General features: G+C 44.1%; 20 protein-coding genes. 3 read left to right on the top strand and 17 right to left on the bottom strand.

The window, feature by feature from the left end; translation table 11 throughout:
* Positions 1-45: 45 nt before the first annotated feature.
* From B3014_RS00810 to B3014_RS00800, 3 genes are all read left to right on the top strand, one after another.
* A complete protein-coding gene (locus B3014_RS00810) occupies positions 46-1,734 on the top strand; it encodes a flagellar hook-length control protein FliK (protein ID WP_289243202.1) in 1,689 nt (562 codons plus the stop codon).
* The gene (locus tag B3014_RS00805) at positions 1,731-2,024 is read left to right on the top strand and encodes an EscU/YscU/HrcU family type III secretion system export apparatus switch protein (RefSeq protein WP_286303950.1); all 294 of its coding nucleotides are present in this window, start codon (positions 1,731-1,733) and stop codon (positions 2,022-2,024) included. The genes B3014_RS00810 and B3014_RS00805 overlap by 4 nt, the downstream gene beginning before the upstream one ends.
* Positions 2,025-2,210: 186 nt before the next feature.
* Positions 2,211-4,028 carry a putative bifunctional diguanylate cyclase/phosphodiesterase gene (locus B3014_RS00800; RefSeq protein ID WP_286303951.1) on the top strand — a complete coding sequence of 606 codons (1,818 nt, stop codon included), beginning with the start codon at positions 2,211-2,213 and terminating at the stop codon, positions 4,026-4,028.
* On the opposite strand, the gene B3014_RS00795 is transcribed toward B3014_RS00800, so the two are convergent.
* From B3014_RS00795 to fliR, 17 genes are all read right to left on the bottom strand, one after another.
* Positions 4,025-4,396 carry a DUF2802 domain-containing protein gene (locus B3014_RS00795; RefSeq protein WP_286303952.1) on the bottom strand — a complete coding sequence of 124 codons (372 nt, stop codon included), beginning with the start codon at positions 4,394-4,396 and terminating at the stop codon, positions 4,025-4,027. The genes B3014_RS00800 and B3014_RS00795 overlap by 4 nt on opposite strands.
* Before the next feature lie 30 nt (positions 4,397-4,426).
* Positions 4,427-4,612 (bottom strand): hypothetical protein, encoded by a 186-nt coding sequence (locus B3014_RS00790; protein ID WP_289243203.1) that lies wholly within the window; start codon positions 4,610-4,612, stop codon positions 4,427-4,429.
* A gap of 12 nt (positions 4,613-4,624) precedes the next feature.
* The gene (locus tag B3014_RS00785; RefSeq protein ID WP_286303954.1) at positions 4,625-5,098 is read right to left on the bottom strand and encodes a chemotaxis protein CheW; all 474 of its coding nucleotides are present in this window, start codon (positions 5,096-5,098) and stop codon (positions 4,625-4,627) included.
* Positions 5,099-5,179: 81 nt separating this feature from the next.
* A complete protein-coding gene (locus B3014_RS00780) occupies positions 5,180-5,932 on the bottom strand; it encodes a chemotaxis protein CheW (protein ID WP_289243204.1) in 753 nt (250 codons plus the stop codon).
* A complete protein-coding gene (locus tag B3014_RS00775) occupies positions 5,925-6,713 on the bottom strand; it encodes a ParA family protein (protein WP_289243205.1) in 789 nt (262 codons plus the stop codon). The genes B3014_RS00780 and B3014_RS00775 overlap by 8 nt, the downstream gene beginning before the upstream one ends.
* Positions 6,714-6,715: 2 nt before the next feature.
* The gene (gene motD / locus B3014_RS00770) at positions 6,716-7,615 is read right to left on the bottom strand and encodes a flagellar motor protein MotD (protein ID WP_289243206.1); all 900 of its coding nucleotides are present in this window, start codon (positions 7,613-7,615) and stop codon (positions 6,716-6,718) included.
* 10 nt (positions 7,616-7,625) lie between these two features.
* Complete coding sequence (locus B3014_RS00765; protein ID WP_289243207.1) at positions 7,626-8,366, bottom strand: flagellar motor protein; 741 nt, start codon at positions 8,364-8,366, stop codon at positions 7,626-7,628.
* Between the two features lies 1 nt (position 8,367).
* Positions 8,368-9,423 (bottom strand): protein-glutamate methylesterase/protein-glutamine glutaminase, encoded by a 1,056-nt coding sequence (locus B3014_RS00760; RefSeq protein WP_286303959.1) that lies wholly within the window; start codon positions 9,421-9,423, stop codon positions 8,368-8,370.
* Positions 9,424-9,431: 8 nt separating this feature from the next.
* Positions 9,432-11,465 carry a chemotaxis protein CheA gene (locus B3014_RS00755; RefSeq protein ID WP_289243208.1) on the bottom strand — a complete coding sequence of 678 codons (2,034 nt, stop codon included), beginning with the start codon at positions 11,463-11,465 and terminating at the stop codon, positions 9,432-9,434.
* 11 nt (positions 11,466-11,476) lie between these two features.
* On the bottom strand, positions 11,477-12,208 hold the full coding sequence (locus B3014_RS00750) for a protein phosphatase CheZ (RefSeq protein WP_289243209.1): 732 nt from the start codon (positions 12,206-12,208) through the stop codon (positions 11,477-11,479).
* A gap of 14 nt (positions 12,209-12,222) precedes the next feature.
* A complete protein-coding gene (cheY, locus tag B3014_RS00745; protein WP_286303962.1) occupies positions 12,223-12,612 on the bottom strand; it encodes a chemotaxis response regulator CheY in 390 nt (129 codons plus the stop codon).
* A 15-nt stretch (positions 12,613-12,627) separates the two neighbouring features.
* Positions 12,628-13,350: an RNA polymerase sigma factor FliA gene (locus B3014_RS00740; protein ID WP_286303963.1), complete on the bottom strand. Its 723-nt coding sequence runs from the start codon at positions 13,348-13,350 to the stop codon at positions 12,628-12,630.
* Positions 13,347-14,225 (bottom strand): MinD/ParA family protein, encoded by an 879-nt coding sequence (locus B3014_RS00735; RefSeq protein WP_286303964.1) that lies wholly within the window; start codon positions 14,223-14,225, stop codon positions 13,347-13,349. Before B3014_RS00735 ends, B3014_RS00740 begins: the two co-directional genes overlap by 4 nt.
* The gene (gene flhF, locus B3014_RS00730; RefSeq protein WP_289243210.1) at positions 14,218-15,429 is read right to left on the bottom strand and encodes a flagellar biosynthesis protein FlhF; all 1,212 of its coding nucleotides are present in this window, start codon (positions 15,427-15,429) and stop codon (positions 14,218-14,220) included. Before flhF ends, B3014_RS00735 begins: the two co-directional genes overlap by 8 nt.
* 22 nt (positions 15,430-15,451) lie before the next feature.
* The gene (flhA, locus tag B3014_RS00725) at positions 15,452-17,539 is read right to left on the bottom strand and encodes a flagellar biosynthesis protein FlhA (RefSeq protein WP_289243211.1); all 2,088 of its coding nucleotides are present in this window, start codon (positions 17,537-17,539) and stop codon (positions 15,452-15,454) included.
* A gap of 6 nt (positions 17,540-17,545) precedes the next feature.
* Positions 17,546-18,679 (bottom strand): flagellar biosynthesis protein FlhB, encoded by a 1,134-nt coding sequence (gene flhB / locus B3014_RS00720; protein WP_289243212.1) that lies wholly within the window; start codon positions 18,677-18,679, stop codon positions 17,546-17,548.
* Positions 18,672-19,454, bottom strand: coding sequence for a flagellar biosynthetic protein FliR (gene fliR / locus B3014_RS00715; RefSeq protein ID WP_289243213.1), 783 nt, complete (start codon positions 19,452-19,454; stop codon positions 18,672-18,674). The genes flhB and fliR overlap by 8 nt, the downstream gene beginning before the upstream one ends.

Genomic DNA, 19,454 nt, shown 5'->3' with positions numbered 1-19,454 from the left:
ACCAGATTGCTATACTAGCACCATGTCGACTTGTATAGTGGCTTTATGCAAATAAATAGATTCCAACAGCCTAACACGGAAGTGATTTCAAATGCCTCTGCAAAACTGGTAGACACGCTGCCTGCCGGACAAAAAATGGAGGCAACCGTCATCGCAAGAGTGAATGCCGAACAAGTCAAACTTCAGCTCGGAGATAAGGTTGTCCACGTCAACACACAACAAGATCTCTCTGCTGGACAGAAGGTTATATTGCAGAAGTCTATTGAGTCGGGCCAACCCGTGATTCAACTCACACCCGTAGTGTCAGCTAAGCCTGAAATTCAAGCAGCGACATTAGCTACGCTATTAAAAGCCGGACAGGTCATCGCTGCCGATGTGGTGAAGCTACTCGCACAAAACCAGCTGTTAGTCACACCTAAATTTGTGACTGATCCGACAGTTAACTCTTCGCAAGCAGCTCAACTTAGTCAATTAAATGCGGCTTTACCCAAGCATATGGAAATTAATGTCAGTCACCTTAATCAAGGATTTAAGGTTGGCGATAAGCTGGCGCTTGAGATTCTAAAAACCTTACCTTTATCAGTCAAAATAATGCCAGATAATGCGACACGTGAAGAGCGTATTGTCAGTTACCAAAGAGCGTTATTACCGTTATTACAAAATTTCGTCACTAAGCCGGCGACAATGAATACCTCGGCCACAAATACACCCACCTTGCCTGAGCCTGTCAGGCAGGCATTGACCAATGTAATCCAAAATTTAGTCGATAAGCAGACATTACAACAGCCAGAAAAATTACAACAAACTATCAACAATAGCGGTGTTTTTCTTGAAAGTCAGTTGAAACAAAATGTAGCACAACCAAATTTACAGCAGAATTTGAAAGCCAACTTAATGCGTCTAGCTGATACGCTGAAAGCACATATACAGTCACCATTACTACCTAAAATTCTGGATAATCCTGAGTTGGTTAAACAACTGCCTACGGAGGTTCAGACAGCAATCAAACAAGTGTTATCAGCCCCTCAGGAACTGCGTGCGCTACCTGCGCAAATTTCACCTGCTTTAGCCAATAGAGGACAGACACCAACGCAGCTCTTATTCAGTTTATTGGCGGGGTTAACAACAGCTACAACGGCTGAAAAAACACAATCCCCCCAAGCATCGCCCAATACGTCAACTGCTATGCCATTGCCGGCCACGAATATGACAGCAACAGCTCAACAAGCTGTTACACGTGCTATTGAGTATCAGATGATGAGAGATTTGTTACAGGATGTGGAATCGGTCAGTGCAAAAATTCAATTCAATCAATTATCGATGGTGCAGGATAATGATTTGAATACCAATGCGAATGTCTGGTTGTTTGATTTACCTGTTAAAGAAAAGCAGCAACTTGAACTATTGCAAATGCGAGTTGAGCAACATTTTCCCAACAAAAATACAGATGACGACTCCGTGCTGTGGCAAGTGCAGTTGAACCTGGAAACGCAAAATTTAGGTCCGATGCAGGCTCGTATTAGTCTGCAAGACAAAAATGTGAGTGTGGTGATTTTGGCCGAACGCCAGCAGAGTGCAGACTTACTTTCAAGTCACTTAGATAACTTAGATGGACGACTCAATGAGATGGGGTTTTCCATTCATCACCTGAGTTGTAGACAGGCGCTTGTTACTCCGGTAACGCCTGTAAACACGACACGTTTGAACGATTATCTTGTGGATATTTCAGTATGAGTGAAAAGGATGTATTACAGGCGATTGCCCTGGAATATGATGGCGAGAATGCTCCTATTGTCACGGCGAGTGGTCAAGGGGATATTGCTGAAGAGATTATCCGGATTGCTCGGGAGCACAATATTCCTTTGCGTGAAGATGCGCTGTTGACTGAGATGTTAAGTGAACTGAATTTGGGTGAAGAAATTCCACCGATGCTCTATCGGGTGATAGCAGAAGTGATTGCTTACGCCTATCTGATATCAGGAAAAGTTCCTGTAAATAAAAGAGAAAATAAAAATGGAAACTGAGCTAAATACTTTTGAGGTATGAAGATTTCGTTCCGAGCGACTCATAAACTTTATAATTAGCATTACAAAATTAACATTAAGTGTTGATTTTAATATATATATCCGATATCGTCAGTGCATGTTTAATTTCCGGTCTACTGAATGTAGCTCCACTATCTGATGAAAAATAAAATCAAGGAAACGTTGATGCGTGACATAGCGCTTGATCAGAAATCTGATCTTCCTGCTAGCGTTGCCTCAGTCAAAGAACTCCTTGATGCAAAGATCATTATTGGTGGTCGACACCCAGCAGAGACCGCTTTCACCAAGACCCTGCTCGAGATTAGTGGTTTCACCCATATTGAAAGTGCAACAGATACTGATGGCGTCATGCTTTTGCTTCGTCAGAGTATCCACAATGATTTATGTGATATTGATCTGTTGATAATGGACGATGATTTACCGGGTATTTCTACCCAAGATATTCGTCTGGTGATGGATCAGTTTGATGAATGGCGTCTAATTCCAATTATCTCACTCTGTAGACAGTCAGTCTGGGATCATGCTCAGGTTTTGACGGATTTGGGGCATGGCGTGACCTCGCTGCTTTATCATCCTATGACTGCAGAATCATTACCTTCGGCTATTATGACGGCTCTGGCAGTGAAACGTGAGCGTGATAAAACGTTTAAGCGACAAACAGAACTTGAAGATGAGTTAGCCAATCTTAAAGTCATGGAAGCACGCCTGCAGTTTTCAGTTAATCATGATGATTTAACAGGCTTAGCGAATCGACGTCGTCTTGAAAATGCACTGGATATGACTCTGAGTCAGGTGCGTAATTTTATGAGCGTGAGCGCGCTTTTTTACATCGATTTAGATAGCTTCAAAGTATTAAATGATGCTGAGGGCCATGAAGCAGGGGATACTCTGCTGGTACAAGTGGCTAATTCTCTGAGACGTTATTTTAATATCAACGATATCCTGGTACGAATTGGATCAGACGAGTTTGCGGTGCTGGTCAATAACACGGATAAACAAACTGCCATTGAGCTTGCAGAAGAGCTCAGAAATTTATTTGATGGTTATGATTTTGAACATCATGGTCACCATTACCATCTATCGGCTAGTATCGGTTTGAAGATTATTGATGCAGATAATGCAACCACCGTTGGTGAAGTGTTATCGCATTCTAACCAAGCCTGCTATACAGCCAAAAAGCGCGGGCGTAATCGAGTGCACCTGTACAGCCCTGAAGACCGCGAAATGCATACTTTGCGTCATAGTGTGGAATGGGCCCCTCGTATACGCGCTGCACTGAAGGAAGGTTTGTTCCTTTTAGAGTTTCAACCGATTTATTCTCTCGATACTGAACAAGTCTCACACTACGAATGTTTAATCCGGATGCGTGGCGAAGGTAACGTCATTTTCTATCCGAAAGAATTTATCCCCGTTGCTGAATCGATGGGACTGATTCATCAGATTGATTTCTGGGTGGTGGCGAAAGTATTTGAACTTATCGTGAATATGCCAGAAAACCTGTCATTTGCCATTAATCTGTCAGGCAATGTATTTCTGGATGAGAACTTATTTAAGCTAGTCAGAGATAAACTTAATCAAACACAAATTGATCCCAATCGGATTGTGTTTGAGATTACTGAGACTTACGCTATCTCTAATTTTGAACAGACCAGAAAAATGGTATCGGATTTACGTGCCTTGGGTTGTCGATTTGCACTGGATGATTTTGGCGCAGGCTTTAATTCTTATAGTTATCTGAAACACTTCCCTGTTGATATCTTAAAAATTGATGGGGGATTCATTACTGATTTAGATAATGATCCCGTGGATCAGCAACTTGTGAAATCGATGATTGATATTGCACACAGTCTGGGTAAAAAAACGGTCGCAGAGTTTGTTGAGAGAAAAAGCACATTAGAGCTGTTAAAAAGCTATGGTGTTGATATGGTTCAAGGATTTTTGGTGGGGAAACCAAACGCTAAGATTCCTAAACCAAAGGACTAATGTACGTGACGTTGTCCGTGTAACGTTGTAATCAGGTGAGCTTCTTCATCACTCAAATTACAGTGATTAATCAGCTGTTGGATATCAGCACCTTTTTTGGCTAAACGAATGGCATGGTCATAACCGGGCTGATGATTGGCATTCAAATCGAGACTATGCTGGTGATCTTTGAGTTTAACCAGGGTTTGTTCAAATTTGTGGATGCGTTCATCTGTACCAGCTGCGCCAGCACACAAGGCGGTAATTTGGTTCTGAAGGTCGTGAATACGCTTAGTTTGTAATTGATACAGTTTTAACAGACGCATAGTGGCAAGACCGATGACCAGAAATACGGCACTCATCACTGTAAATACGACAAAAATAGTCATTGTCTTTACTCCCCAGACATCCGTCTGAATTCATACATACTCATCAATAAATTCACCTTTATCGTCCTCTTTAGGACGCGGCTTCTCTTCTTCAGGTGATTCTTTGTCTTTTTTCTTCTTGTGCTGTTCCTGTGAAGCCGGTTTATCCTCATCAGACACAGGATGACTCACCGGCAGGGGCGTCGTGGGCTGAATTGGATTAATATCATCAGCCATGAACGTTACCCTTTAAAAACCTGAGATATCAGCAATCTCTTCATCATTTAACAACTTATTGACATCTACTAAGATCAATAAATATTTCTCACGTTTGCAGACACCTTGAATAAAACGTGAGCTATCATCACTGACATTGGGAGCGGTATCAATTTCAGATTGGCGTAAATACACCACCTCAGCTACACAATCGACGAGCATGCCGATCACATGACCGGAGACTTCTACGATAATGATGCGTGCACGGTCATCAGGCTCAATGGCACTCAAACCAAAACGCATCCGCGTATCAATGACAGTCACCACATTGCCGCGTAGATTAATGATGCCAAGTACATACGGTGGTGCACCAGGTACAGGCGCGATTTCTGTCATACGTAAGACTTCTTGCACCTGCATGACGTTGATACCGTAGTATTCGTCTTCAAGTTGATAAGTGACCCACTGTAGTATGGGATTTTCGTTACTGTTATCTTTCTCGCTCATTTTTATGACCTTCTGATATGGCTGTCATTTTTATGACAGCGAGCTGTTGATAAAGATTATGCAGGCTTCATGCCATTTTTATCACTCTAACGCCTTGATAATGGCTGATATATCCAAAACACTGTGCATTGTCTCGCTCAGTACCCCTGTAAACCATGGTCGCTGATGAGTATCATTGCGCCAGTTAATCTCATTATTGTTTTTATTGATAATTTGCTCAATCGTGTCACATGCAATACCGGTTCGACGATCATTGACCAGTAATATGTAATGGGCATTGAGTGGTGATGTCTGTTCAGGTGAGTGCAAGAGCTTTCTTATGTCGATGACATTGGTATTTTGTCCATTGTCATTATATAAGGCGATTTCCCAGGATTTACGTCCTGGAATATAACTCAAATCTTTCTCTGGCCAACGGATTATATTGTCCAAAGCATTGACTTTGATCGCCACTTTTATTCCACCAATATCGCAGAGTAATAGTTTGAGTACAGCATTCTCTGTTTGTATCGGGTCCGAGGCTATCGCATCAGTCGTGTCAATATCCGTGTCTTGTACCTGTTCAGTCGCGACTTTGTGATCAGTGACATTTAACGATGTTTCTACTTCACTTTGCGTGACTGAAGGTAAAGGTGTTGGCGCTGATATCTCTGCATCAACAGGGACGGCCAACTCTTCAACGGGGAACACAATATTTTGTTTCAATGACGGCGAAACTGGAGGCGATTCAGTTTTGTTTTCAACAATTGGCTGGCGTGTATGTGAGTCAGCCAACATGTCATCAAAATAGGCTGACAGGGCATCTTTCTGATCGTAAATAGGCTTCTTAGCCATTGGATACACTCACTTCTGGCTCGCTCAAGACGGTCAATAGCTGCCGATAGGCGCTTGCGCCAGGACTATCAGGGGCCATCTCAGGTAAGGGGAGTCCAAGTTTGCTGGCTTCACGAAAGCCTATATCAACTGGAACAAAGCCTTTCCAGACATTCTTTTCATAACGTTTATGCAGTTCTGCAAGGCAATCTATTGCAGCTTTTGTTCGGCCATCATGCATGGTAGGCACAATAAAATAAGGCAAAGCACTACGTCGAGAATGATTAATCATCGACACGGTATGTAGCATGTGCTCCAGACCTTTGAGCGATAAAAATTCTGTTTGTACAGGAATAACCAACTTATCACAGGCGGCCAGAGCATTGATCATTAACACCCCAAGCATTGGGGGACAGTCAATCAGTACGTGTTTAAAGCGATCTTTGAAAAAGCTGAGAGTTTTTCGTATGACTAAGCCTTTACCTTGTTGTGCGCCAAGTTGTCGGTCAAGTGTGGCCATAGCTGTAGAGGCAGGTAACAAGAAAATATTGTCATGACGTGTTTTCTTCAGACTTTTTAAAATCGCTTCTTTAGGGGTGTTATCTAACTGCTGAAATAAGGTGTAAATACTGGTTTCAATAGCGTCTGGATCATAACCAAGGTAAGTCGTTAAGGAGCCATGTGGATCAAGATCCAGCATAAGCACTGGTTCGCCTTGTTGAGCAAGTAAGCTGGCAAGCGATACCACTGTCGTGGTTTTTGCTACCCCACCTTTTTGATTACACACTGCCCAAACGGCCATGATTATTGTCCCCCTCTATTATCAATGCCTAATTGGCTGCCATCATTACTGATGGCTGTGGGGGCCTGTGGAGTAGTCAAGGCATCAGTGTGTTCAAAAACAGTGATGTCACGGCGACTCATATCATTACCTAATACCACGAGCACAACACGACGGTTTTTTTGACGACCTGCTTCAGTATCATTACTGGCAATGGGTTTGTATTCTCCATAACCAATAGCAGACATGCGATCAGGTTGGATACCGTATCTATCTAGTAGGTGAACAACGCTGGCAGCCCGTGCAGCAGATAATTCCCAATTGGAAGGGAAGCGGGGAGTATTGATCGGGTTGTTATCAGTAAAGCCCTCGACCTGGATAGGGTTAGCCGATGTTTGCAGAATACTGGCAATCTCGCCAAGTACCGGTATGGCGGGTCGGGCCAATCTGGCTTCACCACTTTCGAATAGCACCCGTGATTTGATTTCGAGCTCTAACCAGTCCTCACCTTGTTTGATAGTTACATCTTCTGTGCCTATCCAGTCCGATAAAGCGGAGGTGAATTGCTGAGATAAATCGTTGATCGTTCGGATATCATTATCCGACGCAGTAAGAGGCATCTTATTGCTCAGTTCAGGAAGAGGTGCTTCTTCAAGTATAACCGGCACAGGGGCTATAGGCTCAAGCTTAATTTCACCTTCACCTCGACTGATTTCACCAATTTGTATTGGATCTTTACTTCGAACAGACTCTGAAAATACGGCTTCAAGTGTGTCGGAAAGTACACGATATTTACCCTCATTCACTGATGAAATCGAATACATGACAACAAAAAACGCAAATAGAAGGGTGATAAAGTCAGCATAAGAGACCAGCCAACGTTCGTGATTTTCATGTTCTTCATGTCTTTTTCGACGTGCCATAGAGCATCACTTAATTTAAATAGGCCTGAAGACGACTTTCAATATTTCTTGGGTTGTCTCCGTCTGCAACACCAATCAAACCTTCGATTAACATCATTTGAAGGCGACTACGTTTATTAATCAGGGCTTTTAACTTATTACCTATGGGTAAAAACAATAAATTAGCGAGACCAACGCCATAAATGGTAGCCACAAAAGCAACTGCAATTCCTGAGCCAAGTGAGGCCGGATCGGCGAGATTACCCATGACATGTATTAATCCCATTACTGCGCCAATAATACCGATAGTCGGCGAGTAGCCACCCATAGCTTCAAACACTTTTGCTGCCTGAAAATCATCCGACTCTTGAATATCCAGGTCGTTTTCTAATACTTCTCGCAGCACTTCTGGTTCAATGCCATCAGCAATCAATTGCAAACCTTTTTGAGTGAAAAGGTCAGATTCATCAATCGCCATAGACTCTAATCGGATTAAGCCTTCCCGACGAGCGACCTGATTCCATTCCAGTATTTTTTCTAGTTGCTGATGAGCCGATAATTTGGGGGGCTTAATAATCCATAAAGACATACGCATCGCACGAAGAAAAGTGCTCATTGGGGTTTGCAGCATCACAGCACCGAGCGTACCTCCCATAACGATTAATAATGCAACGGCATTCAGTATGGTGTCGATATGACCGCCTTCGAGGTACTGGCCCACTAATATGGCACCAAAACCGACTATCAGACCGAGGATACTTAAAATATCCATATCAACTCAATTCCGCCAGTTGACGGCCAATTTCATTAATATCCAATATTTTGTCAGCTAATCCGGCTTTGGCCACTGCCATAGGCATGCCATAAATCGTGCTACTTTGCTGGTCTTGAGCCCAGATCTTGCCTGCTTTTTTCTTGATACTTTCACAGCCATTACGACCATCACTACCCATACCCGTTAAAATCACCGCTAAGGTTTTTGAGCCACAGATGTGTGCAATAGAGTCAAATGTCAAATCGACACAGGGTTTATAGGTCTCCTTCACATCCCCCGGCTCAATACTGAGATAGAGATTATTCGGCCGGCCTTTAAGCAACATTTGTTCACCACCAGGGGCGAGATAAGCTGTTCCTGGTACTAAATGCTCACCATTTTCAGCCTGTTTTACTCGAATCGCACATTGTGTATTCAAACGTTCTGCAAATGATGGCGTAAAGGTGGCCGGCATATGCTGAATGAGTAAAATTGGGCAGGGAAAACTCGCTGGTAACTGCGTTAACACTTTTTGTAAAGCAACGGGCCCACCTGTTGAAGTGCCAATAGCAACCAGTTCAGGTGTGGTATTGAATGATTTTTCGGGTTTAGCGGCAGCCACTTGTGTTTGACTGTTAGTGGCTCTATTGGCAGGTATGTCTGATTGACTGGCCTGAAAACCACTGGCTAGCTGGTAAATACGTTGACAGAGCTTACGCTGAGCTTCAATTTTATCGCTTGATAGATCTTCAAAGCGTTTTGGTAAAAAGTCAGTGGCTCCGGCTTCCAATGCATCTAAAGTCGATTTGGCGCCTTCAGTTGTCCAGGTGGACAACATCAAAACCGGTGTATGACGAATGGTTTTAATCTTTCGAACAGCTGTGATGCCATCCATCACCGGCATTTCTAAGTCCATAGTCACTACATCTGGGTGATGACGCTGTACTTCTCGAATGGCTTCTTCACCATTACTGGCCGTGGCAATAACCTGGAGTCGCGGATCAGTTGCTATGATTTCAGCAAGACGTTTACGGAAAAAACTTGAGTCATCGACTATCAGAACCTTAACCGTCACTTTTACTCCTAGTATCCACGGTTAGCATGGACTTTCATTAATTCTGGAAAATCCAAAATTAATGCAATGCGGCCGTCACCAGTAATAGTCGCGCCAGCAAACCCATGAGTTCCTTGTAACAAAGCTCCAAGTGGTTTAATTACAACTTCTTCTTGACCTAGCAATACATCAACAACGAAACCAACACGCTGAGTACCCACATTCACAATAACAACATGCTCGATCTCTGGTTTTTTACCATCAGTTCGACCTTTGGTCAGCCACTTGCTGAGGTAGAATAAGGGTAAGGCTTTATTTCTCACCATAATGGTTTGTTGTCCATCAACGACATTGGTTTTAGAAAGATCGAGATGGAAAATTTCATTCACGTTCACCAGTGGGAAAGCAAAAATCTGCTCACCGAGCATGACCATTAATGTCGGCATAATGGCTAACGTTAGAGGGACTTTGATGGACAAGGTTGTGCCCACACCCACTTCAGATTGAATATCTATGACACCATTGAGTTTAGATATGCTGGTTTTCACTACATCCATACCCACACCACGGCCAGAAATATCTGAAATTTCCTGCTTCATGGAAAAACCGGGAGAGAAGATTAGTGAAAAACACTCTGATTCGGTAAGTCTGGCGGCGGTGTCTTCATCCATCATGCCTTTTTCAACCGCCTTGCGACGCAGCGTTTCCGGGTTCATACCCGCACCATCATCTGCGATAGTGAGAAGAATATGATCACCTTCTTGAGCTGCAGATAGTACGACTTTACCTTGACGCGGTTTACCAGCAGCTTCTCGGACATCAGGCATTTCAACACCATGGTCAACAGCGTTTCTGACTAAATGCACAAGCGGATCTGCGAGAGCTTCGACTAAGTTCTTATCGAGATCAGTTTCTTCACCACGTAGTTCAAGATCAATATCTTTTTTCAGGCTTCTGGCAATATCACGAACCACTCGCGGGAAGCGACCAAATACTTTTTTGATCGGTTGCATGCGCGTTTTCATTACAGCCGTTTGCAGGTCACCCGTGACAACACGAAGGTTATTGACCGCTTTTGCCATCTCTTCATTTTCAAATGAAGATTCGAGTGTACTGATCCGGTTTCGTACCAGCACCAATTCACCGACCATGTTCATGATTTCATCGAGACGACTTGTATCAACACGTACACTGGTATCAGCAGCTTGTTTAGCTGGTGCTGCCTTTGCTTCGACCTTTTCAGATGCTGCTTTTTCTGGTGGCTTTGGTGTAGGTGTAGGAGCCTTAGGTTCTGCCGCTTTATCAGTGCTAGGAGAGGGCGCTGCTTTAGGTGCTGCTGGTGGCGGCACTGGTTTTTCCGTTTCTGCTTTTTTCGCACCTTGTAATTCGTCAAGCAATGCTTCAAATTCTTCTTCAGTGATATCGTCACTGTTGGATGAGCTTGACGCGGAAGCCGCAGGAGCAGGCGGTTCTTTTGGTGCTTTTTCTGAGTCTTTTATGCCAGGTGCTGAATTACCATGTAACTGGTCTAGCAAGGCTTCGAATTCATCATCTGTGATTTCGTCATCTGCAGGCGCATCAGCTGAACTTGACTCAGTTGAAGCAGGGGGAGGAGTGACTTCTTCGACCACTTCAGGTTCTGGTTCGGGCTCAGGTGCAGCAGCGGGGGCTGAATCGTTATTTAAATAAGCTGATAATGACTCAATGACTTCAGCATCAGCCGGGCTGGGGTATTGACCGGATTTGATTTCCGCAAACATGGTATTCAATATGTCGAGCACCTTAAGAAAGGTGTCCATCATATCGGCATCAACAAAGCGTTCACCTTGTCTTAGCAGATTGAATAAATCTTCACTTTTGTGGCAAAGATTGACCATTGCTTCCAGGCTGAGAAAACCTGCCCCACCTTTAATGGTATGAAAACCACGAAAAATAGAGTTAAGGAGATCAGCATCTTGTGGGCTATTTTCGAGCTCTACAAGCTGTTCGTTCAGACCTTCTAATATTTCTTCTGCTTCAACAAGAAAGTCTTGCAGGATTTCATCATCTGTATCCAGCGCCATGAATCATTTCCTCAGAAGCCAAGGCTAGATAACAAGTCATCCACATCATCCTGGTTATTCACCACATTCGGATTATCTTGTGCGTTTATCTGTGGACCTTCAGCTTTAATTGGGTCAATTTCTTTTTTATTAGAAGACGGTTGAGGTTTGCCAGCCACTTTGACTAACTGCACCAAACTATCTTCCACTTCTTCTACCAAGCTAATCACCTGACGAATCACTTGTCCGGTCAAATCTTGGAAGCCCTGAGCTAACATCATTTCAGATAAATTATGATGAACTTGATCAGCATGTTGTTTCACTGTCGGTAAATAGTTTTCGATTTCTTTTACCAATATGCGGAACTCATCTGCATTCATTTCCTTTTTCCGAAAACGGTGCCAGCTCTCATCTATCTTTTCGGCAGTATTTCGGAGTTCTTGAGCCAAAGGTAGGGTGTTATCTATATAACCTAACGTTTTATGTGCTGCTTCTTCAGTCGTGGTGATGACATAGTTAAGTCGGTCACGTGTGTTAGGCATATCATTTTGAGTTAAATCAATGAGTCTGGCGTCGAGATTAAAATTATTTAAGGAGTCGTGTAATTCGCGAGTCAGTTTGCCAACTTCTTTGAATAACTGACTTTCCTGTGCTTTTGCAAGAATAGTCAATTGCTCCTCAGCCGCTTTCTCATCATTTTTTTCAAGCGCCTCAACGAGGGCTTTTGCTGCATCCAATTGGGTTGCCTGATTTACTAAAGCCATGAGCCGAGTGCTCCTTATTGTGCGTTAATGCGTTCAAAAATCTTTTCGATTTTTTCCTTGAGCGTCGCTGCAGTGAATGGTTTGACGATATAACCGTTGACACCCGCTTGTGCAGCTTCAATGATTTGTTCGCGTTTGGTCTCTGCGGTTACCATGAGTACTGGCAATGAGGCGAGTTTTTCATCAGCACGGACTGTTTTTAGTAGATCAATCCCTTGCATGCCGGGCATGTTCCAATCAGTGACCAGAAAATCAATTCCACCTGCTTGAAGTATGGGCAAAGCTGTTAAGCCATCATCGGCTTCTTGCGTGTTGTTGAATCCCAAATCCCGTAACAGATTTTTTATGATCCGACGCATAGTGGAAAAGTCATCCACGATCAGGATTTTCATATTTTTATCCAAAGCACACCTCCAAAATTACATAATCCAGTCACGAAGTTTGGCGCGAAGTCGAATCACAGTCTGACTATGAATTTGACTGACTCTGGACTCACTTACGCCCAGAACCTCGCCGATCTCCTTTAAATTTAATTCGTCATTATAATACAGGCTCATTAATAAGCGCTCACGCTCTGGGAGTGTGTCTATGGCTTGTGCCAATGCCTGTTGGAAATCATCATCCTGAACTTCATCATCTGGCCCACTGGGGCCGACAGATATAGGGTGAGCCTGGGTTTCATCATTATCAGTAAACTCATCCAGGCTAAAAACCTGATAACCACTTGAATCGTGCAGTTGTTGATAATACTCGTTGATATCGATACCAAGCGCCGCGGCTACCTCACTGTCTGAAGCATTCCGTCCTTTTTCCTGTTCGATTTTATGCATTTGTTCCGCGATTTCACGGGCTTTTCTGTGCACCGATCTGGGCGCCCAGTCATTGCGGCGGATTTCATCCAGCATGGAACCACGTATACGGATGCCTGCATAGGTTTCAAAGCTTGCGCCTTGAGCGGAGTTGTACTGGTGAGAGGCATCGAGTAGGCCAATCATGCCTGCCTGAATTAAATCTTCAACATCAACTGACGCTGGTAATCTCGCAATCATGTGATAAGCGATTCGTTTGACCAGAGGCGCGTGTTGCTCAATCAACTCTGATTTACTTTGACCCGATGTATACATGACTGCTCTGTTACTCATGCCATTTCCATACTTGCCTGAATGAGTCGCTCAACAAAAAATTCCATGTGGCCACGAGGTTGTTTCTGTACAGGCCAATATTCAATTTTTTTGGCTAAATGTGCAAATGCCGTAGCCGCTTTACTACGTGGAAATGCTTCTACTACACTACGTTGTTTTTTCACTGACCGTCTTAAATCTTCATCAAACGGTACTATACCCATAAAGTCCAGGGTCACGTCGAGAAAGCGATCACAGACTAAAGAAATCTTATCAAAAAGTTCACGACCTTCCTGCACGCTTCGGCACATATTAGTCACGATATGGAAGCGTTCAACCTGATGCTCACGGCTGAGAAGCTTAATCAAAGCATAGGCGTCTGTGATTGAGGCTGGTTCGTCACAAACCACAACAATCACTTCCTGAGCCGCTTTACTAAAAGTGATAACACTGTCAGCAATACCTGCCGCGCTATCAATCAATAGCACGTCGATGTGTTGATCCATCTCACTAAAGGCTTGGATCATGCCGGCATGTTCAGCCGTGCTGAGTTCAGCCATTTTTTTCACACCAGAAGCGGCTGGGATAATCTTCAGGCCAGAAGGGCCTTCAACAATAATGTCTCTGAGTGATTTGGTTCCATCTAATACATGCAACAAGTTGTATTGGGGATGGAGCCCTAACATCACGTCAATATTTGCCAAGCCCAAATCCGCATCAAGCAGGACAACTTCTTTTCCTAAAGCAGCTAACGCGACGCCGAGATTAACCGTCACATTTGTTTTACCTACACCACCTTTGCCGCTGGCAATAGCAATCACTTTAACGGGCCTGATGGCTTGCGTCATTTTGCGAAGGCCTGCAGCTTGATCATGGGGTTGGGTATTTTCAGCCATAAGCGGCAAAACCTCCGTAGCTGGATACTGTTTGGGGATCCAGTTGTTGCTCATCATTCATCAATTCGCTGGCCTGGTTAACTAATGTATTGGGTCGAGCGAGACTCAGATCTTCCGGCACTTGCTGACCATTTGCCAGATAGGCTAGGGGTAAATGGTGACGTACTAAAGCCGATACTGCACCACCGAGACTGCTGGCTTCATCTGTTTTAGTTAAAATACAGCCGCTCAAGTTCAAGTGAGAATAAGCATGAATAATATCATCCATCGCACTGGCTTGAGTGTTTGCTGACATGGTTAGGTATGTTTTGACACGAGGGGACTGCTGTTTTATCACAGCAAACTTCTCTGTCAGTTTTATATCACGTTGATTCATTCCCGCAGTATCTATCAGGATAAAGCGGCGATCAAGCAGGTCATTAAGAGTTTCAGTGAGTTCAGCATGGGTTCTGGCCACTCTCACAGGTACACCCAAAATTCGGGCATAGGTACGTAACTGTTCCTGACCTCCTATGCGATAGCAGTCGGTGGTGATCAAGGCAACTTGTCGTGCACCGTGCTTTAGAGCACACCGGGCGGCGAGTTTAGCTATGGTGGTCGTTTTTCCAACGCCTGTTGGACCGACCAAAGCATAGATGCCACCTTGAGTCAGAATGTCCTCTTCTGTGAGCTGAATTTGTGAAGCTAATGAGCCCAGACAATGCCGCCATGCTGTTTCCAAATCATCAATACCATGCATTTTTGCGGTAATAGATTTAGCAAGCTCTACATCAATTCCCATCTGCATAAAACGTTTTAGTAGCTGTACCTGGGTTGGATTCTGACGCTCCATATCTTTCCAGGTGAGATCCGATAGCTGATTTTGTAGCATATTACGTAAGCCAGCAATTTCTTTACGCATCTGAACCAGAGTTGGTTCTTGAGACCAGATATTTTGTTTTGGCGCTGATTGTGGTTGTTCGTGCGCATATGTGTCTGGAGTTGGATTTATTTCAACTCGAGGAGGTTGCTGTGCTTGTATAGAAGCTGTTTCGACTTGCGCCTGACGACGAAACTGTGATTCGTCATAGTCAGTAGCAGCCACAATTTCAATACCACCATCGACACGAGTATTGGACAGTATGACCGCATCCGGGCCCAGTACATCCCGAACCTCACGAATAGCTTGACGCACATCAGCTGCTTGGAAACGTTTGATTTTCATACATCAACCTCAAACTCTAAATTTATCGACCAATATTGGCCACTATTCTTATTTGTTTATCGTCCGGTATTTCGTTGTAGGACAATACATTCAATCCGGGAATAGAGTGGCGAATAAAGCGAGAAATCCAACTTCTCAAACCTGCTTGAACAACAAGAATGGCTGCATCACCTGTCATTTCCTGTCTTTGTGTCGCTTCTTGCAAGTTCTTGTGCATATTTTCTGCCAGACCTGGTTCCAGACTGGCTCCACCTTCACCGGATGCCTGTAAAGTTTTTAGCAATATCTGTTCCAGTTCTGGATCCAGTGTGATGATAGGAAGGTCAGTGCGTGTACCATTAATATGCTGAATGATGGAATGACTGAGCGACATGCGGGTTGCTGCCGTGATCGCTTCCGGATCGGGATTACGGGCGGCCTGCTCTGATATGGATTCAGTAATGGTACGTATATCACGCACAGGAATATTCTCTTCCAGCAAATTCTGCAGAACCTTCTGTACCGTGCCAAGTGGTACCGTATCTGGCACCAGCCCCTCAACCAGCTTAGGCGCAGACTTGGCCAGGTTATCAAGTAAATGTTGAACCTCTTCACGACCAAGCAGATCGTGAGCATGATTGTTGAGAATCTTACTCAGATGGGTTGCAATGACCGTATCTACATCTACCACGGTATAACCTTGTGCTTGTGCATATTCACGCTGCCCAGTTTCAATCCAGATAGCATCTAACCCAAAAGCTGGATCTTGCGTTTTGATGCCTTCCAGATCGCCAAAAACCTGTCCAGGATTAATGGCTAACATTCTGTCGGGATAAACTTCAGCTTCGCCAAAGGTCACACCAAACAGAGTGATTTGATAGGCCGTTGGTGCCAGATCAAGATTGTCTCGAATATGCACGGGAGGGATTAAAAAGCCCATTTCCTGTGATATTTTCTTACGTATCCCTTTGATTCTATTCATTAACTGCCCACCCTGAGATTTATCTACCAGAGGAATCAGACGGTATCCGACTTCCAGGCCGATTGGATCCACAGGGCTAAGATCGTCCCAACTTAATTCACGCTGTTCTCTTGCAGCTTCTGAAGTGGGCTGTTGTGCTGCTGCTAATTCATTTTCCGTGGCAACTTTTTGACGCTTATGAATCAGGAATGCACAGGTGCCACCAATAGCAGCTAGAATCAGGAAAGGGATATTAGGCATGCCTGGAATCAAGCCTAATCCACCGATAATGGTTGAGGTGACAGCCAGTGTTTTGGGATCGCTCAGCAACTGACTAACAATCTGCTGTCCCATATCCTGCTCTTTTGTTGAGCGTGTAATCAGCAGGCCTGCTGCTGAGGCTAATAAAAGTGAAGGTAACTGAGCGACCAAGCCATCACCAATGGTTAACAGCGTGTAGTTTTGTGCTGCTTGAGAAAAACTTAAATCATGTTGGGCAACGCCAATAATAAAACCACCGATAATGTTGATAAACAGAATCAATATCCCGGCTACCGCATCACCCCGAACAAATTTACTGGCACCATCCATAGAACCGTAAAAGTCTGATTCCTGCATGATTTCTTCACGACGACGACGCGCTTCATCTTGATCGATAAGGCCGGCATTGAGATCGGCATCTATAGCCATCTGTTTACCGGGCATGGAGTCCAAGGTAAACCGAGCACTGACTTCAGCAATACGGGTGGCACCTTTGGTGACAACGACAAAGTTGATAATAACCAGGATGGCAAAGACCACAAAACCCACAGCATAGTTACCGCCAATAACAAACTCACCGAAGGCTTCAATAACGTTTCCTGCAGCAGCAGCACCGGTATGGCCTTCCATCAAAATAATACGGGTTGAAGCCACATTTAAGGCGAGCCTGAGTAAGGTCGCTATCAACAAAATACTTGGGAAGGCTGCAAAATGCAGCGGTTTTAGCATGTAAATACTGGCTAATACGATCACCAGTGATAAAGCAATATTAAAAGTGAAGAGCATGTCCAGCATAAACGCTGGTAAAGGCAGAATCACCATGGCCAGCAATGCCACCAGAAGCATTGGTGTGGCTAATTGACCGTTTACGACTGATTTAAAACGGGCCGCCAGTACATTATTTTCCATCTAACATTAATCTCGTCTGTATTCATCCGGTATGGGCAAATCTTCTGGATTCAGATGCGGTTTGTTACCACCTTGTTTACGGTAGCGCCGCAACTGGAATACAAAAGCCAGTACTTGAGCTACTGCAATATATAGACCAGATGGGATCTCTTCGCCGATTTCTGTTGAGTAATAAACAGCACGAGTCAGAGGAGGGGCGGCTAAAATAGGTACATCGTTATTCTCTGCGACCAAACGGATTTGTTGTGAAATTAAATCAGCGCCTTTAGCAACAACAATTGGAGCACCAGATCGAGATTGGTCATAACGCATTGCCACAGCATAGTGAGTTGGGTTGGTGATAACCACATCAGCGGAAGGAATATCCTGCATCATTCGCTGTTGAGACATTTGAATTTGCATACGTCTGATTCGGCCCTTGACCTCAGGGTTACCATCCGTCTGTTTCATTTCATCTTTGACTTCTTGCTTTGTCATCCGCAATTGTCGGCTGTGATTCCATAGCTGGAAAGGCACATCAATTAATGCAATTAAGATCAGACTCGCGGTAATTGCCAGAAATACCCACAAGGTCAAATACGCTAAATCTGTCATGGCAACGTTCACTTCCTGAGTGCCAAGCGTCAATAATTGGTCACGTATTCCCCATAAGATAACCGTCGATATCGCACCGATAAGAATAAATTTCCCTAAGGCTTTACCCAACTCAACCAGACCTTGTGGCCCAAAAACACGTTTAAGCCCTTTGATAGGATCCATTTTTTCTGGCTTGAATGCCATGGCTTGTGTAGAGAAATTCCAGCCACCAATTAAGGCCGGAGCAGCCAAAGCAGCAATGACGGTAACAGCGAGAAACAGACCTAAATCAAATGAGATGATTTCGATCATGTGAATGAAGTGATGCACCATCGCCATAGGATCAAACAGTTCTTTACGACTCAATACCAGTGACTCATTCATCACAGCAGCCATATCCTCAATCAGGCTACTACCCATGATGAATAAGGCGATGGCACTAGCAATCAGGACCAAGACAGTTGTTAATTCTTTTGAACGAGGTACTTGGCCTTTTTGCCGGGCGTCTTCTAAACGCTTACCCGTAGGCTGTTCTGTTTTTTCTTGTCCGGTTTGCTCAGCCATCCTGAACCACCATAAGCCTTGTCAATTGCAGTATATGATCCGTCATGTCCATTAAGTGATCGGCCACTAAAGGGAGCGTGACAAACATAATGATAAAACCCATCACAATGGTCATCGGAAAACCGATAGAAAATGGACTGATCTGAGGAGCCGCTCGCGATAAGATGCCAAACGCCAGATTCACCATCATGATAGAACCTATGGCAGGTAGAGCAATAATTACGCCAGCAGCGAACATCCAACTCGCTTGTGCCACAACATCACGAAGATCAGTAGGTGTTAGACCGCTACTGGATATGGGCATGGTGACAAAACTTTCTGATAACACCTTTATCAGAATCAAATGACCATCTACCGTGATGAATAACAAAGTTATGAAAATAAGATAAAACTGACTTATTACAGGGACTAATACGCCATTTTGAGGGTCCACCATGGAAGCAAACCCCAACCCCATCTGCATGGCAATGATTTGCCCAGCCACAATAAAGGCGTTAAAAAGGAGTTGCAGCATAAACCCCATGCAGGCCCCAATCAGGATCTGTTGAGCAATGATCAAAAAACCTTCCATACTCAACGGTTCGACGGTAGGCACATTCGCAGGAATATTGGGAACCAGTACGATACTAATGGCTAAAGCGATGATGATGCGGGTGCGCGCGCTCAGAAAATTACTACTAAAAATGGGAGCGACCATAATCATGGCTGCAATACGGATAAAGGGCCACATGTATTGCCCTAACACGCCAGTAATCTCAGCGGTGCTGATTTCCAT

This window comes from Methylophaga sp. UBA678 (genome assembly GCF_002299105.1).
In the GTDB taxonomy this organism is placed as follows: domain Bacteria; phylum Pseudomonadota; class Gammaproteobacteria; order Nitrosococcales; family Methylophagaceae; genus Methylophaga; species Methylophaga marina.
Note: the sequence above shows the minus strand (reverse complement) of the source record. Positions and strands in the feature narration are given on the sequence as shown.